14 protein-coding genes and 1 pseudogene are annotated in these 15396 nt (G+C 70.0%); 6 read left to right on the forward strand and 9 right to left on the reverse strand.

The window, feature by feature from the left end; translation table 11 throughout:
* Nucleotides 1-103: 103 nt before the first annotated feature.
* On the reverse strand, nucleotides 104-961 hold the full coding sequence (locus tag G3N96_RS27325) for a helix-turn-helix transcriptional regulator (RefSeq protein WP_089443154.1): 858 nt from the start codon (nucleotides 959-961) through the stop codon (nucleotides 104-106).
* A gap of 95 nt (nucleotides 962-1056) precedes the next feature.
* Here G3N96_RS27325 and G3N96_RS27330 point away from each other — a divergent pair, with 95 nt between their 5' ends.
* Nucleotides 1057-1950, forward strand: coding sequence for an SDR family oxidoreductase (locus tag G3N96_RS27330; protein ID WP_206139125.1), 894 nt, complete (start codon nucleotides 1057-1059; stop codon nucleotides 1948-1950).
* 56 nt (nucleotides 1951-2006) lie between these two features.
* Here G3N96_RS27330 and G3N96_RS27335 read toward each other — a convergent pair.
* The 4 genes and pseudogenes from G3N96_RS27335 to G3N96_RS27350 all read right to left on the reverse strand — a co-directional run.
* Nucleotides 2007-2123: pseudogene (locus G3N96_RS27335) on the reverse strand (zinc-binding dehydrogenase); the annotation flags it as partial.
* A 20-nt stretch (nucleotides 2124-2143) separates the two neighbouring features.
* Nucleotides 2144-3523: an FAD-containing oxidoreductase gene (locus G3N96_RS27340; RefSeq protein ID WP_206139126.1), complete on the reverse strand. Its 1380-nt coding sequence runs from the start codon at nucleotides 3521-3523 to the stop codon at nucleotides 2144-2146.
* Between the two features lie 208 nt (nucleotides 3524-3731).
* On the reverse strand, nucleotides 3732-4310 hold the full coding sequence (locus G3N96_RS27345; protein ID WP_206139127.1) for a hypothetical protein: 579 nt from the start codon (nucleotides 4308-4310) through the stop codon (nucleotides 3732-3734).
* Between the two features lie 50 nt (nucleotides 4311-4360).
* Nucleotides 4361-4825, reverse strand: coding sequence for a GNAT family N-acetyltransferase (locus G3N96_RS27350; protein WP_206139128.1), 465 nt, complete (start codon nucleotides 4823-4825; stop codon nucleotides 4361-4363).
* A gap of 151 nt (nucleotides 4826-4976) precedes the next feature.
* On the opposite strand from G3N96_RS27350, the gene G3N96_RS27355 reads away from it, so the two are divergent.
* A complete protein-coding gene (locus tag G3N96_RS27355; protein WP_124576141.1) occupies nucleotides 4977-5615 on the forward strand; it encodes a LysE family translocator in 639 nt (212 codons plus the stop codon).
* Nucleotides 5616-5712: 97 nt separating this feature from the next.
* On the opposite strand, the gene G3N96_RS27360 is transcribed toward G3N96_RS27355, so the two are convergent.
* On the reverse strand, nucleotides 5713-6924 hold the full coding sequence (locus G3N96_RS27360) for a hypothetical protein (protein WP_206139129.1): 1212 nt from the start codon (nucleotides 6922-6924) through the stop codon (nucleotides 5713-5715).
* Nucleotides 6925-7450: 526 nt separating this feature from the next.
* Here G3N96_RS27360 and G3N96_RS27365 point away from each other — a divergent pair.
* The 4 genes from G3N96_RS27365 to G3N96_RS27380 are packed head-to-tail and all read left to right on the forward strand — an operon-like array spanning nucleotide 7451 to nucleotide 12295.
* Nucleotides 7451-8218: a DUF3348 domain-containing protein gene (locus G3N96_RS27365; protein WP_206139130.1), complete on the forward strand. Its 768-nt coding sequence runs from the start codon at nucleotides 7451-7453 to the stop codon at nucleotides 8216-8218.
* A 10-nt stretch (nucleotides 8219-8228) separates the two neighbouring features.
* Nucleotides 8229-11036, forward strand: coding sequence for a DUF802 domain-containing protein (locus G3N96_RS27370; RefSeq protein WP_206139131.1), 2808 nt, complete (start codon nucleotides 8229-8231; stop codon nucleotides 11034-11036).
* Nucleotides 11037-11039: 3 nt separating this feature from the next.
* Nucleotides 11040-11684 (forward strand): OmpA family protein, encoded by a 645-nt coding sequence (locus G3N96_RS27375; protein ID WP_206139132.1) that lies wholly within the window; start codon nucleotides 11040-11042, stop codon nucleotides 11682-11684.
* Nucleotides 11681-12295 carry a DUF2894 domain-containing protein gene (locus G3N96_RS27380; protein WP_206139133.1) on the forward strand — a complete coding sequence of 205 codons (615 nt, stop codon included), beginning with the start codon at nucleotides 11681-11683 and terminating at the stop codon, nucleotides 12293-12295. The genes G3N96_RS27375 and G3N96_RS27380 overlap by 4 nt, the downstream gene beginning before the upstream one ends.
* Nucleotides 12296-12308: 13 nt before the next feature.
* On the opposite strand, the gene G3N96_RS27385 is transcribed toward G3N96_RS27380, so the two are convergent.
* The 3 genes from G3N96_RS27385 to G3N96_RS27395 all read right to left on the reverse strand — a co-directional run bounded on the left by G3N96_RS27385 (nucleotide 12309) and on the right by G3N96_RS27395 (nucleotide 15308).
* On the reverse strand, nucleotides 12309-12881 hold the full coding sequence (locus G3N96_RS27385) for an NADPH-dependent FMN reductase (protein ID WP_206139134.1): 573 nt from the start codon (nucleotides 12879-12881) through the stop codon (nucleotides 12309-12311).
* Nucleotides 12882-12944: 63 nt separating this feature from the next.
* Nucleotides 12945-13535, reverse strand: a complete 591-nt coding sequence (locus G3N96_RS27390) for a histone acetyltransferase (protein ID WP_206139135.1) — start codon at nucleotides 13533-13535, stop codon at nucleotides 12945-12947.
* A 489-nt stretch (nucleotides 13536-14024) separates the two neighbouring features.
* Nucleotides 14025-15308 (reverse strand): isoprenylcysteine carboxylmethyltransferase family protein, encoded by a 1284-nt coding sequence (locus G3N96_RS27395; RefSeq protein ID WP_206139136.1) that lies wholly within the window; start codon nucleotides 15306-15308, stop codon nucleotides 14025-14027.
* Between the last annotated feature and the right edge of the window lie 88 nt (nucleotides 15309-15396).

The raw sequence follows: 15396 nt of genomic DNA on the forward strand, positions 1-15396 counted from the left end.
GCGGAATGCGATGGGGCGGAGCGGGGCGACGGGGGGCGATGGCGGTGGCGGGCGAGACGGCGCGACGGCGCGACGGCGCGTTCATCAGACTAAACGCGCGCCGTCATGCGACGGGCATCTGCTCGGCCAGCGCTTGCGCGCGCGCGGCCACCAGCGACCGGACGAGCGCGCGATCGGCCGCCGTTTCCGGCGTAAAGATCACGAGCGTCTGGTCGGGCCGGCCGTTCACCGCGAACGCCGAGTATTCGAGCGCGATGCGCCCGACGGCGGGATGGTGGATCTCCTTGGTGCCTTCTTCGTGCGAGCGGACATCGTGGTCGCGCCACAGCGCGTCGAACTCCGCGCTCGCCGCACGCATCTCGTCGACGAAGGCCTGAACGGCCTGCGTCGCACCGCCGCGCGCGACGTCGGCGCGAAACGCGCCCACCGCGAACCGCGCGACGCGTTCCCAGTTCGCCTGCACGCCGCGCACGTGCGGATCGACGAAGATGAGCCGCAGGATGTTGCGCCGTTGCGGCGACAGCGTCGTGTAGTCGGTCAGCGTCGCGGCTGCCGCGTCGTTCCATGCGACGACGTCCCACGTCGCCGAGCGCACGATCGCGGGGCTTGCGTCGAGCGAATCGAGCACGTGCTGCACGCGCGGCGACACATGGTCGGCCGCGTGATAGCGCACTTCCGGCAGGTGGCCGACGCCGATCAGGAACAGGTGCTCGCGCTCGGCGTCGTTCAGCAGCAGTGCGCGGGCGAGCCGGTCGAGCACGTCGGCCGACGGCGCGCCGCCGCGCCCCTGCTCGAGCCACGTGTACCACGCGGTGCTCACGTGCGCACGCTGGGCGACTTCCTCGCGCCGCAGGCCCGGCGTGCGGCGGCGCGTGGCCGGCAGGCCGAGCGCGGCCGGGTCGAGTTTCTCGCGGCGGGCCCGAAGGTATGCGCCGAGCAGGTTGTCGGGGGCGTCAGCCATAGCCTGTTAGTTCGTTTACCGGTAAACCGTCACGACTTCACCGTGCACGGCGATCGACAGATAGTAAGCCTCCCTGCCATCCGGAGGTGTTGAAGATGCGTGTCTTTGTTACTGGAGCGTCGGGCTTCGTCGGCGCGGCCGTCGTGGCCGAACTCATTGCTGCCGGGCACTCGGTGCTCGGCCTCGCGCGGTCCGATGCGGCCGCGTCGGCGGTCGCGGCGGCCGGCGCCGATGTCCATCGCGGCTCGCTGGAAGATCTCGACAGCCTCACGCGCGGCGTCGCAGCCGCCGATGCGGTGATCCATACGGGATTCAATCACGACTTCTCGCGCTTCGCGCAGAACTGCGAGCTCGATCGCCGCGCGATCGAGACGATCGGTGCGGCGCTCGCGGGCTCAGCGCGGCCGCTGGTCGTCACGTCGGGCCTCGCGCTCGTCGCACCCGGGCGCGCGGCAACCGAGGACGATCCGCCCGTGCCGGTGTCGTCGACCTACCCGCGGGCGTCCGAAGCGACCGCGGTCGCGCTGGAGGCGCGCGGCGTGCATGCATCGGTCGTGCGCCTGCCGCCGTCCGTGCACGGCGACGGCGATCACGCTTTCGTGCCGCGCCTGATCGCGTTCGCGCGGGAGAAGGGCGCGTCGGCCTACATCGGCGCAGGCGACAACCGCTGGCCGGCCGTGCACCGGCTCGACGCGGCGCGCGTCTATCGGCTCGCGATCGAACGCGGCGCGGCCGGCGCGCGCTATCACGCGGTCGACGATACCGGTGTGCGGTTCCGGGACATCGCGGAGGTGATCGGCCGGCGGCTGAACGTGCCGGTCGTCGCGAAAACGGCGGCTGAAGCCGGCGAACACTTCGGCTGGTTCGCGATGTTCGCGGGGATGGATGCGCCGGCCACGAGCGAGCGCACGCGCGCATCGCTCGACTGGGCGCCGACGCAGCCGGGGCTGCTGGCCGATATCGACCGGCCGCGGTATTTCGAAAGCTGAACGGGGGGCGGGCGTGCCGTCGTTTTCAGGCAAGCCGCACGCCTGCCCCGCATCGTTCAGACCGTGACGACGATCTTCCCGACCTGCGCACCGGCTTCCATGTAGCGATGCGCTTCCGCGATGTCGTCGAACGCGAACGTGCGATCGATCAGCGGCTTCAGCGCGCCGGCCGCCGCCCGCCGCCCGCCACCCGTCATTCGACCGGATGCAGGTCCTGCAGCAGCGTCGGCACGAGTTCCGACACGGTCGGGTGGATGTGCATCGCACGGCTGATCGTCGTGTACGGTGCGCCGGCGGCCATCACGTCGAGCATCCCGTGCACGACTTCGTCGCCGGTCACGCCGAGGATCGATGCACCGAGGATCGCATGGCTGTCCGCGTCGACGATCACCTTCATGAAACCCAGGCTCTCGCCTTTTTCCACCGCGCGGCCGACGCGCGTCATCGGACGCGTGCCGACGAGCAGCCGGCGGCCGGTCTGCTTCGCTTGCGCGAGCGTCATGCCGACGCGGCCGAGCGGCGGATCGACGTACAGCGCGTACGCCGCGATGCGATCGGACACCTTGCGCGGATCGCCGTCGAGCAGATTCGCCGCGACGATCTCGTAGTCGTTGTACGCGGTGTGCGTGAACGCGCCGCGCCCGTTGCAGTCGCCGAGCGCCCAGATGCCGGGCACGTTCGTGCGCAACTGTTCGTCGACCTCGATGTAGCCGCGCGCGTCGGTCGCGACACCTGCGCGGTCGAGCCCGAGATCGTCGGTGTTCGGCACGCGTCCGACCGCGAGCAGCAGATGCGAGCCCGCGACCTCGCGGCCGCCGCCCGTGCAGTCGAGGCCGACCGCGATGCCGCCGCCGTCACGCCGCGCGCTCAGGCAGGTCGCGTCGAGCTGCACGTCGATCCCTTCGTTTTCGAGAATCTCGCGCACTGCCTGCGACACGTCCTCGTCCTCGCGCCGGATCAGGCGCGAACCCTGCTCGACGATCGTGACCTTCGACCCGAAGCGGCGATACATCTGGCCGAACTCGAGCCCGATGTAGCTGCCGCCGACGATCACGAGATGCTCGGGCAGGAAGTCGACGTCCATCATCGTCGAGTTGGTCAGGTACGGCACCGTATCGAGGCCCGGCATGGCCGGCACCTGCGCGCGCCCGCCGACGTTGATGAAGATGCGCTCCGCTTCGAGCAGGTCGTCGCCCACGCGCACCGTGTTGGCCTGCTCGAAGCGGGCATGACCCTGAAACACGGTGGTGTTCGCGAGGCCGCGCACCCATTGCTCGACGCCGTGGTTCGAGCGGCCGGAGATCTGGTCCTTGCGCGCCTTCACGGCTTGCATGTCGACGGTGACGGGGCCGCCGACGGAGACACCGTATTCGCCGGCGCGCCGCGCGAGGTGCGCGGCGTACGCGCTCGCGATCAGCGTCTTGGTCGGGATGCAGCCGGTGTTCACGCAGGTGCCGCCGAAGCGGCCGCGCTCGATGATCGCGACTTTCATCCCGGCGGCGGACAGCCGCGCGGCGAGTGGCGGCCCGGCTTGACCGGTGCCGATGACGATCGCGTCGAAGTGTTGCGTCATGACGTCCTCCAGTGCGGGTGCAGCGAGGGAGCGTAGGCGGGCGAGCCGCGTGCGAGGCCGGCGCACGGTCGCGCGACGGCGAGCGCCTATGGTAGTCCTGTTGGCGTGCGCTCGCGAGCGCGGGAGAAACGGGAGGTGACTGCGTCCGGCCGTGCCCGCGCCGGCCGGCGTGCGATGCAGCCGGTTGCGGCGCGTGGCGCCGTGCGCGTCAGTCCTTGCGCTTCCATTGACCGAACGACACCGGCCGATGCGCATCGGCGCGCGTGACGGTGACGTGGGCGGGCTGGTCGTCGAGCGGGAACGATTCGGTGACGATCCGGTTCGAGAACAGCCACCCGTGCGTGCGCGGGTCGTGGCGGAACGTTACGTAGTCGCTCCAGTGCTGCCCGCACGCGACGAAGTTCTGCACGGTGAAATAGGGGCCCTTGATCGCGAAGCCGTTGTCGGCGGCATCTTCGGGATCGAACGGGTCGCACTGACCGCCTTCGTTCGCGCGCAGCACGACCTGGTCGTTGCGCGCGACGAGCCGGAATGCGTGATCCGGTTGTTCCTCGAAGATCAGCAGCGGACGCGGCGACGGCTGCTCGCGCGTATCGACTGCCCGATGCACGACGACGAGCAAGCTGTGCCGCCCGTTGTCGAGATCGGGCCCGGCATGCGCGACCAGCGGCTGGAAGCCGGGCGGCAACTGCGCGGCGACCGATTTCGGCAGATCGCCGGCGCGGGCGTTGAACGAGAGCGCGGCGAGCAGCGGGAGGAGCACGAACGGCAGGCGGGAAACGCGCATCACGGGGTGTCCGGTCGAAAGGAAAAAAAGAGGTGCCGATGGCGTGGACGTTACAAGTCTCGCCCGAGAAACTCGGTGCCCGGCACCGGATTGAACGCGACGGGCGGCGCGGGTGTGAAGCCGAGCGACGCATACAGCTTCCTGGCGGCGACGAATTCGGGCAGCACGTCGAGGCACATCCGCGCATAGCCGGCCGCCTTCGCGTCGTGCAGCAGCCGCTCGACGAGCCGGCGGCCGACGTTCAGCCCGCGCGCGTCGGGGCGCACATAGACGCGCTTCATCTCGCACGTCGTCGCGTCGATCTCGCGGAACGCCGCACAGCCCACCGCGCGCTCGCCTTGCCACGCGAGCAGCAGCCGCCCGCGCGGCGCCGCGTACTTGCCGGGCAGCGCGGCGATCTCGGGCTCGTAGTCCTGGAAGTCGAGGCTGACGGTCGGGCTCGCGATGTACTCGCGGAAGATCGCCTCGACGGTACGGGCGTCGTCGGGATAGCGGGCGGCGCGGATCTCGATCATGGGGGGCGGCGCGAATCACGGGAAAGAGGGCCAGCATAGCAGCGCAAAGCCGCTTTCGGCCATGCGCGAAGCGTGCCAGAATCAGCGGCTCGACCTTCGGAAACGACACGCAGGCGCTGGCGATTCGGCGTCGCTCACCAAGGAGACTTCGATGACTGCCTCGGCTGCCGTACTCGCCATCCTGGCCGCGCTGTTTCTCGGCGCGATGATTCCGGGCCCCAGCTTCGTGCTGGTTGCCCGCAATTCGATCGGGCTGTCGCGCCGCGACGGGCTCGCGACCGCGCTCGGCATGGGCATCGGCGGCATCGTGTTCGGCGGCGTCGCGCTGGCCGGGCTCTATACGCTGCTGCAGGCCGTCGAATGGCTGTACGTGGGCCTCAAGGTGGCGGGCGGCGCGTACCTGATCTACATGGCGTCGAAGATCTGGCGCGGCGCCGACCGGCCGATCGCGATGGACGATCCGCAGGCGATGGCCGGCAGCAGCGCGCGCAAGTCGTTCTGGACGGGCCTCACGACCCAGCTCAGCAACCCGAAGACGGCGATCTGGTACGGCAGCATCTTCGCGGCACTGCTCCCGCAGCATCCGCCGCTGTGGTGCTATCTGGCGCTGCCGCCGCTCGTGTTCGGCGTCGAATTCGGCTGGTACACGATCGTCGCGCTGTGCTTCTCCACGCGCCGGCCGCGCGAGCTTTACCTGCGCGCGAAGAAGTGGGTCGACCGCATCGCCGCCGGCGCGATCACGCTGCTCGGGCTGCGACTGATCCTGAATGCGCCGAAAGCGGGCATCTGACCGCATCTGACCGCTTCCATTCCCGATCCGCATCGCACGGCGGCCGGCCATTCCCGTGGCGGGCCGCCGGCGCGCGCCGCGCGAACGCGCATCGGCATCAGGCTTCGCTGAACCGCGCCAGCAGCGCCGCGAACCGCGTGTCGTCCGGAAATGCTTTCACTTCATACCGCACCGGGCGATGCCCGGTGGCCGTCATCAGGTCGCCGCACGTGCGCAGCAGCTCGGCCAGCGGCACGTAGGCGGATTGCCCCGTCGAGCCGCGATGGAGCGCGACGATATCCGTCTCCGGCAGCAGGGAAGGCACGCCGTCGGTCCATACGCCGACGCTGAACAGGCTGCCGTCCTGGCGCTTGTACACCGAGTAGGCCGCCACGAAGAGGTCGGTGCCGTTGCGCTCGTGCACGTCGTTGAGCAGCATCCGCTGATCCTGGTAGTCGCCCGCGAGCTCGCCGACGCGCAGCGCATGCAGCTTCGCTTCGAGCCCGGCCGGCACGAAGCGCCGCCAGGCGGCGCCGTCCCAGCGCAGCATCAGCGGCGGCAGCGGGCGCGGCTGCGCCTGCGCCTGTTCGGCGAGGTCGACCATGGCGGCGAGCCCGGCCGGGTTGCGGTCGCCGGTGAGCAGCAGCACCGCGCGGTTCGGCGCCATCACGACCGGTGCGCCGGCGATCGGCTGCCGGTGCAGCAGGTCGGTCAGCAGCAGTCGCGCCGCGTCGTACGCGTCGTCGAATTGCGACAGGAATACCCCGTTCGGCAGCGCGGCCCACGGCGTCGACGATACGGCCCGCAGGTTGTCGATCGCGATGTCGCAGGCTTCGTCGAACGAGACGCCCCATTGGTCGAGCGTCGCGGTCGGCAGGCGCGCGATGTTGAGCTCGCCGTCGTACGCGATGCCGATTTCGAGGTTCTCGCATAGCGGCCGGAACGCCAGCGCCGTGATGCCGGGCTGCCCGGCCAGTTGCAGCGCGGCCACGCAGCGCTCGGTCGCGCTGCGGATCACGGGCCGCAGCTTCGCGCGCGCGACGGCGAAATCCGTCGGGATCTCGTGCTGCATCATCGCGTTCGCCTGGCGCTTCAGCACGGTGTCCCGCTCGGACGGCTTCGCGGCCGCGTAGTCGCGAAACAGGTTGTTCAGGTTGATGATGTTCGACGGGGCATCCGACTGGACGAGGCAGCCTTTCTCGTCCTCGTGGCGCCAGGTGCGCGTGTCGCCCGACGCGCGCAGCGTAGCGATCAGGCGTTCCGCGAAGGCCTGCGGGGTCGGCGGTTTGCCGAAACGGTCGCGCAGGCGCGTGACGAGATTGGCAAGCATCGTGGGCGGTCGGGCCGGGCCCGTCTGTTGTCGTCGTGGGGCGGTGGCGCCCGGTCTCGGCGGCGCCGCCCGCGGCCGGCACGCGTGGCGCGACGGGTGCTTTGATGGTAGTGCAACGCGGCCGGTATCGTCGGACGATATTCGTAACCGGCGGGTGGCGCGCGGTGGCGGGCGAGGGCGGGGGCGGGGGCCGGAGCAGGAGCAGGAGCAGGAGCAGGAGCAGGAGCAGGGGCAGGGGCAGGGGCAGGGGCAGGGGCAGGAGCAGGGGCAGAAGCGGGAGCAAGGGCAAGGGCACGAGCAAGGGCAAGGGCACGAGCGAGGGCAAGGGCAAGGGCAAGGGCAAGGGCAAGGGCAAGGGCAAGGGCGCGGCGGAACCGTCGCCGCCGAAGCCGCGGTCGCCCGCCAAGCCTTGCGCGGCGGGCGTTCGCGTGTGTCGCCCGCCGCGCCGATCGGCGCCGCTTCCCCGATTCTGGCGGCCGACCGCCCGGCGACGTGTAAACTGCTGCCTTTTTTGACGGTTTGCAGCATGGTGCAAGCACCTCCGCGCCCGGCGCTGAGCGGCCCGGCGCTCGTCCGGCTGCTCGCGCGCGTGGCCGATGCCGACGTCGCGGAATCCCGGCAGACGCTGTCCGACCGGCTGAGCCAGTGGCTCGGCTGGACCGACGCGATCACGCTATCGTCCGCACTGAACGCGAGCCCGCCCGGCGTCGCGGCCGGCGTGCGCGGCTACGACGCGGAGCGCGACTGCGCGCGCGTGCGCCACGAGCTCGCGCAGGCGATCACGGCCACCAACCGACCGCGCGCGCGGCGCCGGCCCGGCGATCTGCCGCCGCCGGCCGCCGACACGGCCGATTTCGCGGACTTCCGCCAGCGTTATCTGTCCCTGCAGCAGGACATGGAAACGGCGATCGGCCAGTTGCGCGGCCGCCTGCGGGTCGCGGTCGCCGCGCGTTCGTCCGGGATGGCGAGGCTCGCGACGCTCGACGCGATCATGGAGCGCGTGCTCGGCGCGCGCGAGCGCAGCCTGCTGTCGCCGATCCCCGCGCTGCTCGGCACCCGTTTCGGGCGGCTGCGCGACGCGGAGCGGCAGGCGCTGGCCGACGCCGAATCCGCAGCCGCAGCCGATCCGGCCGATGACGGCGTGGTGGTGGCCGACGCCACGAACGTCGCGGGAATCGTGCCCGGCGCATGGCTCGATACGTTTCGCGACGAAATGCAAAGCATCCTGCTTGCCGAACTCGAAGTCCGGTTTCAAACGGTAGACGGGCTGCTCGCGGCCCTTCGCACCAGCTAATCAACACGCTATGTCCAGAATTCGCCTTGATCTCGTTGTCTTTGTCGCCGGTCTGCTCGCTGTGGGCTGGATCGGCGTCGGCTATGTCGCGTCGAACCCGCTGGCGTCGGCCGTCACGCTGCTGATCGCCGCGTGCTATGTAGCCGGCGCATGGGAGCTGCTGCGCTACCGGCAGGCCACCGCCACGCTGTCGGGCGCGGTCGCCGGCCTGACCGAGCCGCCCGCGAAACTCGACACGTGGCTCGACACGCTGCACCCGGGCCTGCGCGGCGCCGTGCGCGCGCGGGTCGAAGGCGCGCGCGTCGCGCTGCCGGGCCCGTCGCTCACGCCTTACCTCGTCGGCCTGCTCGTGCTGCTCGGCATGCTCGGCACGCTGCTCGGGATGGTTGTCACGCTGAAGGGCACCGGCGCCGCGCTCGAAAGCGCGACCGATCTGGACGCGATCCGCGCATCGCTGATCGCGCCGGTGAAGGGCCTCGGGTTCGCATTCGGCACGTCGATCGCCGGCGTCGCGACGTCCGCGATGCTCGGGCTGCTGTCCGCACTCGTGCGCCGCGAGCGGATCGACGCGGCCCAGCAGCTCGACGCGAAGATCGCGACGACGCTGCGCGTGCATTCGTCCGCGCACCAGCGCGACGAATCGTTCCGGCTGCTGCAGCGCCAGGCCGACGTGATGCCGGCGCTGGTCGACCGTCTACAGACGATGATGACGACGCTCGAGGCGCGCAGCATCGCGCTGCACGATCGCCAGATCGACAGCCAGCAGGCGTTTTTCGACCGGACCGAGCGCGCGTATGCGGGCCTCGCGTCGAATGTCGGCGACGCGCTGAAGGAAAGCGCCGCCGAAAGCGCGCGCGTGGCCGGTGCCGCGCTGCAACCGGTCGTCGCCGCGACGATGACCGGGCTCGCGCAGGAGATGGCCGCGCTGCGCGACACCGTGACGGGTGCCGTGCAGCGTCAGCTCGACGGTCTCACGGACGGCTTCGAGAAGACCACCGGCAACGTGACGGCCGTCTGGAACCGCGCGCTCGACGAACAGCGCCGCGCGGGCGAGGCCGTCGCGCAGCAGCTGCAGACGACGCTCGGCCAGTTCACCGACACGTTCTCGCAGCGCTCGACGGACCTGCTCGACGGCGTGGCGACGCGCCTCGAATCGACTGAAAGCCGCCTGTCGGAAGCATGGCGCGATGCGCTGTCGCGCCAGGAGCAGGTCGGCGAGACGCTGGCCGGCCAGCATGCGCGCGCGCTGGGCGAGGCCGCCGCGACGTTCGAACGCCATTCGGGCGCGACGCTTGCCGCGATGCGCGAGTCGCACGCGGGGCTGCAGGCCGACCTGGCGGCGCGCGACGAGCAGCGCGTCGCCGCGTGGAACGATTCGCTGGCCGCGATGGCCGCGAAGCTCGGCGACGAATGGCAGCGCGCGGGCGTGCACAGCGCGGGCCGTCAGCAGGAAATCTGCGACGCACTGGCGCAAACGACGCGCGATCTCACGGCGCAGGCTTCGACGTTCGAACAACGTTCGAACGCGTTGCTGTCGACGATCCGCGATTCGCATACGGGCCTGCAGACGCAACTGGCCGCTCGCGATGAGGAACGCCTGTCCGCGTGGAACGACTCGCTGGCCGCGATGGCCGCGAAACTGGGTGACGAATGGCAGCGCGCTGGCGTGCACAGCGCGGGCCGTCAGCAGGAAATCTGCGACGCACTGGCGCAAACGACGCGCGATCTCGCAGAACAGGCATCGACGTTCGAACAACGCTCGAACGAACTGCTGTCGACGATCCGCGATTCGCATACGGGCCTGCAGACGCAACTGGCTGCACGCGACGAGGAACGCCTCGCCGCATGGAACGACTCGCTGGCCGCGATGGCCACGAAGCTCGGCGACGAATGGCAGCGCGCCGGCGTGCACAGCGCGGGCCGTCAGCAGGAAATCTGCGACGCACTGGCGCAAACGACGCGCGATCTCGCAGAACAGGCATCGACGTTCGAACAACGCTCGAACGAACTGCTGTCGACGATCCGCGATTCGCATGCCGGCCTGCAGACGCAACTGGCCGCGCGCGACGAACAGCGCCTGTCGGCATGGAACGACTCGCTCGCCGCGATGGCCGCCGCGCTGCGCGACGAATGGGCGCAGACGAGCGCGCAGGCCGCGTCGCGCCAGCAGGACATCTGCGACACGCTGGCCCGCACCGCGAACGACATCACCGCGCAGGCACAGGTGCATGCGAGCGACACGATCAACGAGATCGCGCGTCTCGTGCAGGCTGCATCGGAGGCGCCGAAGGCCGCGGCCGACGTCGTCGCCGAACTGCGCCAGCGCCTGTCCGACAGCCTGGTGCACGACACCGCGATGCTCGAGGAACGCAGCCGCCTGCTCGCGACGCTCGAAACGCTGCTCGGCGCGGTCAACCACGCGTCGACCGAACAACGCACCGCGATCGATGCGCTCGTCAGCACGTCGGCCGACCTGCTCGATCGCGTCGGCGCGCGCTTCAACGACACCGTCGATGCCGAAACGCGCAAGCTCGACTCGGTGGCCGCACAGGTCACGGCGGGCGCCGTCGAGGTCGCGAGCCTCGGCGACGCGTTCGGGATGGCCGTGCAGGTATTCGGCGAGTCGAACGACAAGCTGCTGACCCATCTGCAACGCATCGAGGCCGCGCTCGAGAAGTCGCTCGCGCGCAGCGACGAGCAGCTCGAGTACTACGTCGCGCAGGCGCGCGAGGTGATCGACCTGAGCATGATGTCGCAGAAGCAGATCGTCGAAGACCTGCAGCAGCTCGCCGGCCGGCGGGCGAGCGTCGGAGCGTAACGCATGCATGACGAAATCGACGGCGGCGCGTCCTCCGCGCCGGTATGGCCCGCGTTCGCCGACCTGATGTCGGTGCTGCTGGGCGCGTTCGTGCTGATCCTCGTCGGCGTGATCGGCATGCAGCTTCAGCTCACGTCGAAGCTCGAGGAGGCCGTGCGTGCGCGCCAGCAGGAAGCGCAGCAGCGCAAGTCGCTCGAGCAGGCGCTTGCCGGGCCGCTCGCGGCCGGCCGCGTGACGCTCGTGAACGGCCGCATCGGCATCAGCGGCAACGTGCTGTTCGCATTGAATTCCGACCAGTTGCAGCCCGCGGGCCGTGACCTGCTGAAGACGCTGGCCGTGCCGCTCGGCGCCTACCTGAAGACGCGTGACGAGATCCTGATGATCAGCGGCTTCGCCGACGACCAGCAGGTGCATGCCGGCAACCGCCTGTTCGCGGACAACTGGGAACTGTCGGCCAAGCGCGCGTTGACGGTCACGCGCGCGCTGATCGACGCCGGCGTGCCGGCGTCATCGGTGTTCGCGGCCGCGTTCGGCTCCGAGCAGCCGGTCAGCTCGAATGCGGACGATGAAGGCCGCGCGAAGAACCGCCGCGTGGAGATCGCGCCGGTGCCGCGCAAGTCGGCTTCGAACGGAGGGAAGGCGAAGTGACCGGCGACGCGACGCACGTTCGCGCGACGCTCGACGCATGGCGCGAGCAGGGCGCCGACCGGCTCGATCCGGTGCGCTTTCACCGGATCGACGCGCTCGAACGGCGCGCGGCCGCGCTCGAAGGCGACGCGCGCGCGTTGCTCGACGCACGGCTGGCGACGTTGCTCGAAGGCTTCGCGGAGGTCGTTGCGCGCGCCGATCAAACGACACCCGCGGGCGGCGCGGCAGGTGCGCCCGCGCGCGGCGCGCTGGCGGAACTCGTCGAGCGGCTCGCGCGCGATGCGCAGGCCGACCGGCGCGGGCTCGATCCCGAGCTGGTCGATTACTTCCGTACGATGTGGTCGAAGGTCCGCACGGAGCAGCAGTACCGTCAGTCGCTCGACCAGGTGCCGCGCAACGCGGGGCCGCTCAATTCGAACAGTCTCGTGCACCGGTCGCTCGCGACGATGCGCGAGTTGTCGCCGGCTTACCTGCAGCAGTTCCTGTCGTATGTCGACGCGCTCGCGTGGCTCGAGGATCTCGCCGGCGGCGGCGCGCAGCCCGAGAAGGAAGCGCCGCGGGCGAAGGCGGCCAAGCCGGCGAAGAAGGTGACGCGCGCGAAGGCGCGGTAACGCACGCGGGTGGCTACCGGGCCGGTTCTGCCTCCTGGATGGCCGCGCGCAGTGCGTGCAGCGCATCGGCCAGCGCCGATGCGAACGGCGGATGCGCGGCGATTCCGGCCGCGTCGAGTTGACTCCCGAGGATCGGCAGCGTGATCGACGCGCGCTCGACGATGTTCGCCGACATCACCGACAGCGTCTCCCGCAGCGCCGCGTACGCATGCGTCGCACGCGGCGACGCATTCAGCACCGCGACCGGCTTGTACACGACGGCCTCGCATCCCACGATCCAGTCCAGCGTGTTCTTCATCACGCCGGTTACGCCGTGCGCGTATTCCGGGCTCGCGATCAGCAGGCCGTCGGCGGCATTCACGCGGTCGATCAGGTCGCGCACCGCGGCGGGCGACGGGTATTCGGTATCGGGATTGAACAGCGGGAATTCACCGAGACGATCGAAGCGCACGATGCGCATGCCGCGCGGCGCGACGCGCGCGGCCGCATCGAGCAGCGCGGCGTTGTACGACTGCGCGCGCAGGCTGCCGCACAGCGCGACGATGTCGAAGTGGCGGCTGGCGTCGGGTCGGGGATCGGTGGTCATCGATGGGCGTGTCGGTTGGCGCGTCGCGTATCGGAGAGCGTCGCGTCGCGCAGATCGCACGGATTATCGCACCGGTGTCCGGGCGGCACCGGCCATCCCCGCCACGCGCGCGAACTCCTCGATCTCCCATCCATGACCGAGCATCAGCCGCCGCGTATGCAGTGCGCCATGCACGTCGTCGGCGACGGTTTCGCCGAGATAACACAGCGCCCGCCCGTCGATATCGACGAAGCCGTGCCGGTAATCCTGCGCGAGCGCCGTCCACAACTGCGCGGCGCCGACCGACTGGCGCGCGCCGCTGATCAGGCACAGGCCCGCGTCGAGCCCCCAGCGATACAGCGTCGTCGCGAGCCCCTTGCGCTGCGCGGACCCGCGCAGCCGCGTATGCGGCGCGCGCAGGTAGCGGTCGGCGCGGCGCGGGATTTCGGGCAGGCGGTTGAACACCGTATAGCCGGCGAGCTGGCGCGCGGCCGGATTCTCGACATACAGGAAGTACTCGCCGTCCGCCTCGCGGTGGCGGACGATCAGGCCGGAGCGGCCGAGCGCGACGGCCGGCAGGCCGTGCAGGCGATGGCCGGGCTGGTGGAGACGCGCGTAGAGCGTGTCGAGTTCATCGTCGATGTCGTGCTGGGAATGCTGTACGTCGATACGCATGGCAAAGGTCGCCCGTCCCGGGCGGTCCGAGAAAGTGGTTCATCGCAAAACGGGAAAGGAATGGCTGCGGCCCCCGGGCTCGGCGAAGCGAGCCGGGGCCGCGAATCAGCTGGGGATGTGCTGGAAACCGGCGGCGATCGCGGCGAGGCCCGCGATGCAGAGTGCGAACAGGATCAGGACTTTGTGGATCACGTCTCTCTCCTCAAGAATGCGCGGCGCCGAAGGGCGGCATCGCGGAGACGGTGAGCGGCGGGCACGGCCCGCGCGGCCGTCGTGCGGGACGACGGTCGAAGGTCCGGGCGACAAGCGCGCAGGTCGGGCGCCGTATCGCACGCGGACGGGCAGCACCATACGCGACGTGATTCGGGTGGGCAATCGGACAGAAGATGAAAAGCGACGAAAGGCGGAGAATCGCGTCGTTTCGCGACAATTGGCCGCATGAGGGCGGGCCACGACCTGCGGCAGCCGGCCCCGTCCTTTGCCACGGTATCAGGCCGGCGCGCGTTGCCCGAATGCCTGCCGGATGCGCGCGAACAGCCCGTGCTGCTCGATCCATTCGGCATACGCGCGATAGTCGGGATCGCGCATCAGGTGGCGCTCTTCCGTCTTCGCCCGCGTGTAGTAGATCAGGTTGACCGCGACGAGCCCCGCGCAGTGCATGAGCCCGACCTGCCAGCCGAGCGGCTCGACGAACGGCACCGACACCATCCAGTACGACAGGTTCTTCGTGATGTACGCCGGATGCTTCGTGAAGCGGTACGGGCCCGACGTGATGATCCCGCGGTTCGTCAGGTTCGAGAACCGCAGCCCGAACGAGATCGTGCACAGCGCGTAGGTCAACAGCAGCAGGATGATCACCGTGCCCCAGATCACGCGCAGCGTCGGGGCCGACATCAGCCAGTTGTCCCAGAACATCGAGCCTTCGTAGCGGATGTAGTTGTTCGAAAACAGCGACCAGAACGGCTGGTAGCACATCAGCGCGGCCACCCAGCCGAGCGTCGTCGGCTCGACGGTGCGCACGTGGCTGTCGAGGATGCGGAACGTGCACAGATAGCCGACGGTGCCGAACATCAGGTCCATCGTGAACGACAGGTCGTACATGAACACGAAGGTTGCGAGCGTCATCGGCGCATGCACCGCGTTCGCGAGCGACGCGGTCAGGTGATCGGCGTCCTTCGACAGGTAGACGGTCATCAGCGGCAGGAAGAACGCCTTCACGCCCCAGCCGGCCAGCATCTCGCGCACCGGCTTCCAGCTTGCGGGCTGCTCGCGGCGGAACAGGAAGCGGCCCCACAGCAGGTACGCGTCGTCGGTCTCGCGCTGGTGGCGGTCCATCCACGCGAAGTAGAACGGCGCGGCGACGATCACGTATGGCGCGAGCGAGCGCAGCAGCGACCAGAACGGCAGGTAGAACTTGCCGTGGTATTCGGGCAGCAGCCAGTAGATCACGCCGATGCCTGCATAGATCGACGTCAGCGCGCCGAGCCGCGTCGCGACGCGCGCGATGCCGAGCGGCCGGACGGCCTGCCGCGACAGGCCCGCGCTCGGGCGCAGGTAGACGCGCGAGATGAAGATTTCGTGCAGCGCGATCGTGCCGATGATCGCGAGGCTGGCGATGACCGCGCGCGTGGCCGCATCGAGGGTCGGCTGGTCGCGCGTGATCCACAGCGCGAAGAGCCCGGCGGCGATGCCGAGCAGGCCGGCGCGCAGCGGCGTGGCGGAACGGGGTGGGCGGTCCTGGACCGCGGCGATGCCGTCAAGCGTGGAATTCATGATCGGATCCTCGTACGGATGAGGGCCGGCGCCCCCGCTTGGCGGGTGACGCCGGCCGTCGGCCGGGCTTTGTATGGATGCGCGCCCG

The organism is Burkholderia sp. Se-20373 (genome assembly GCF_017104705.1).
Lineage (GTDB): Bacteria > Pseudomonadota > Gammaproteobacteria > Burkholderiales > Burkholderiaceae > Burkholderia.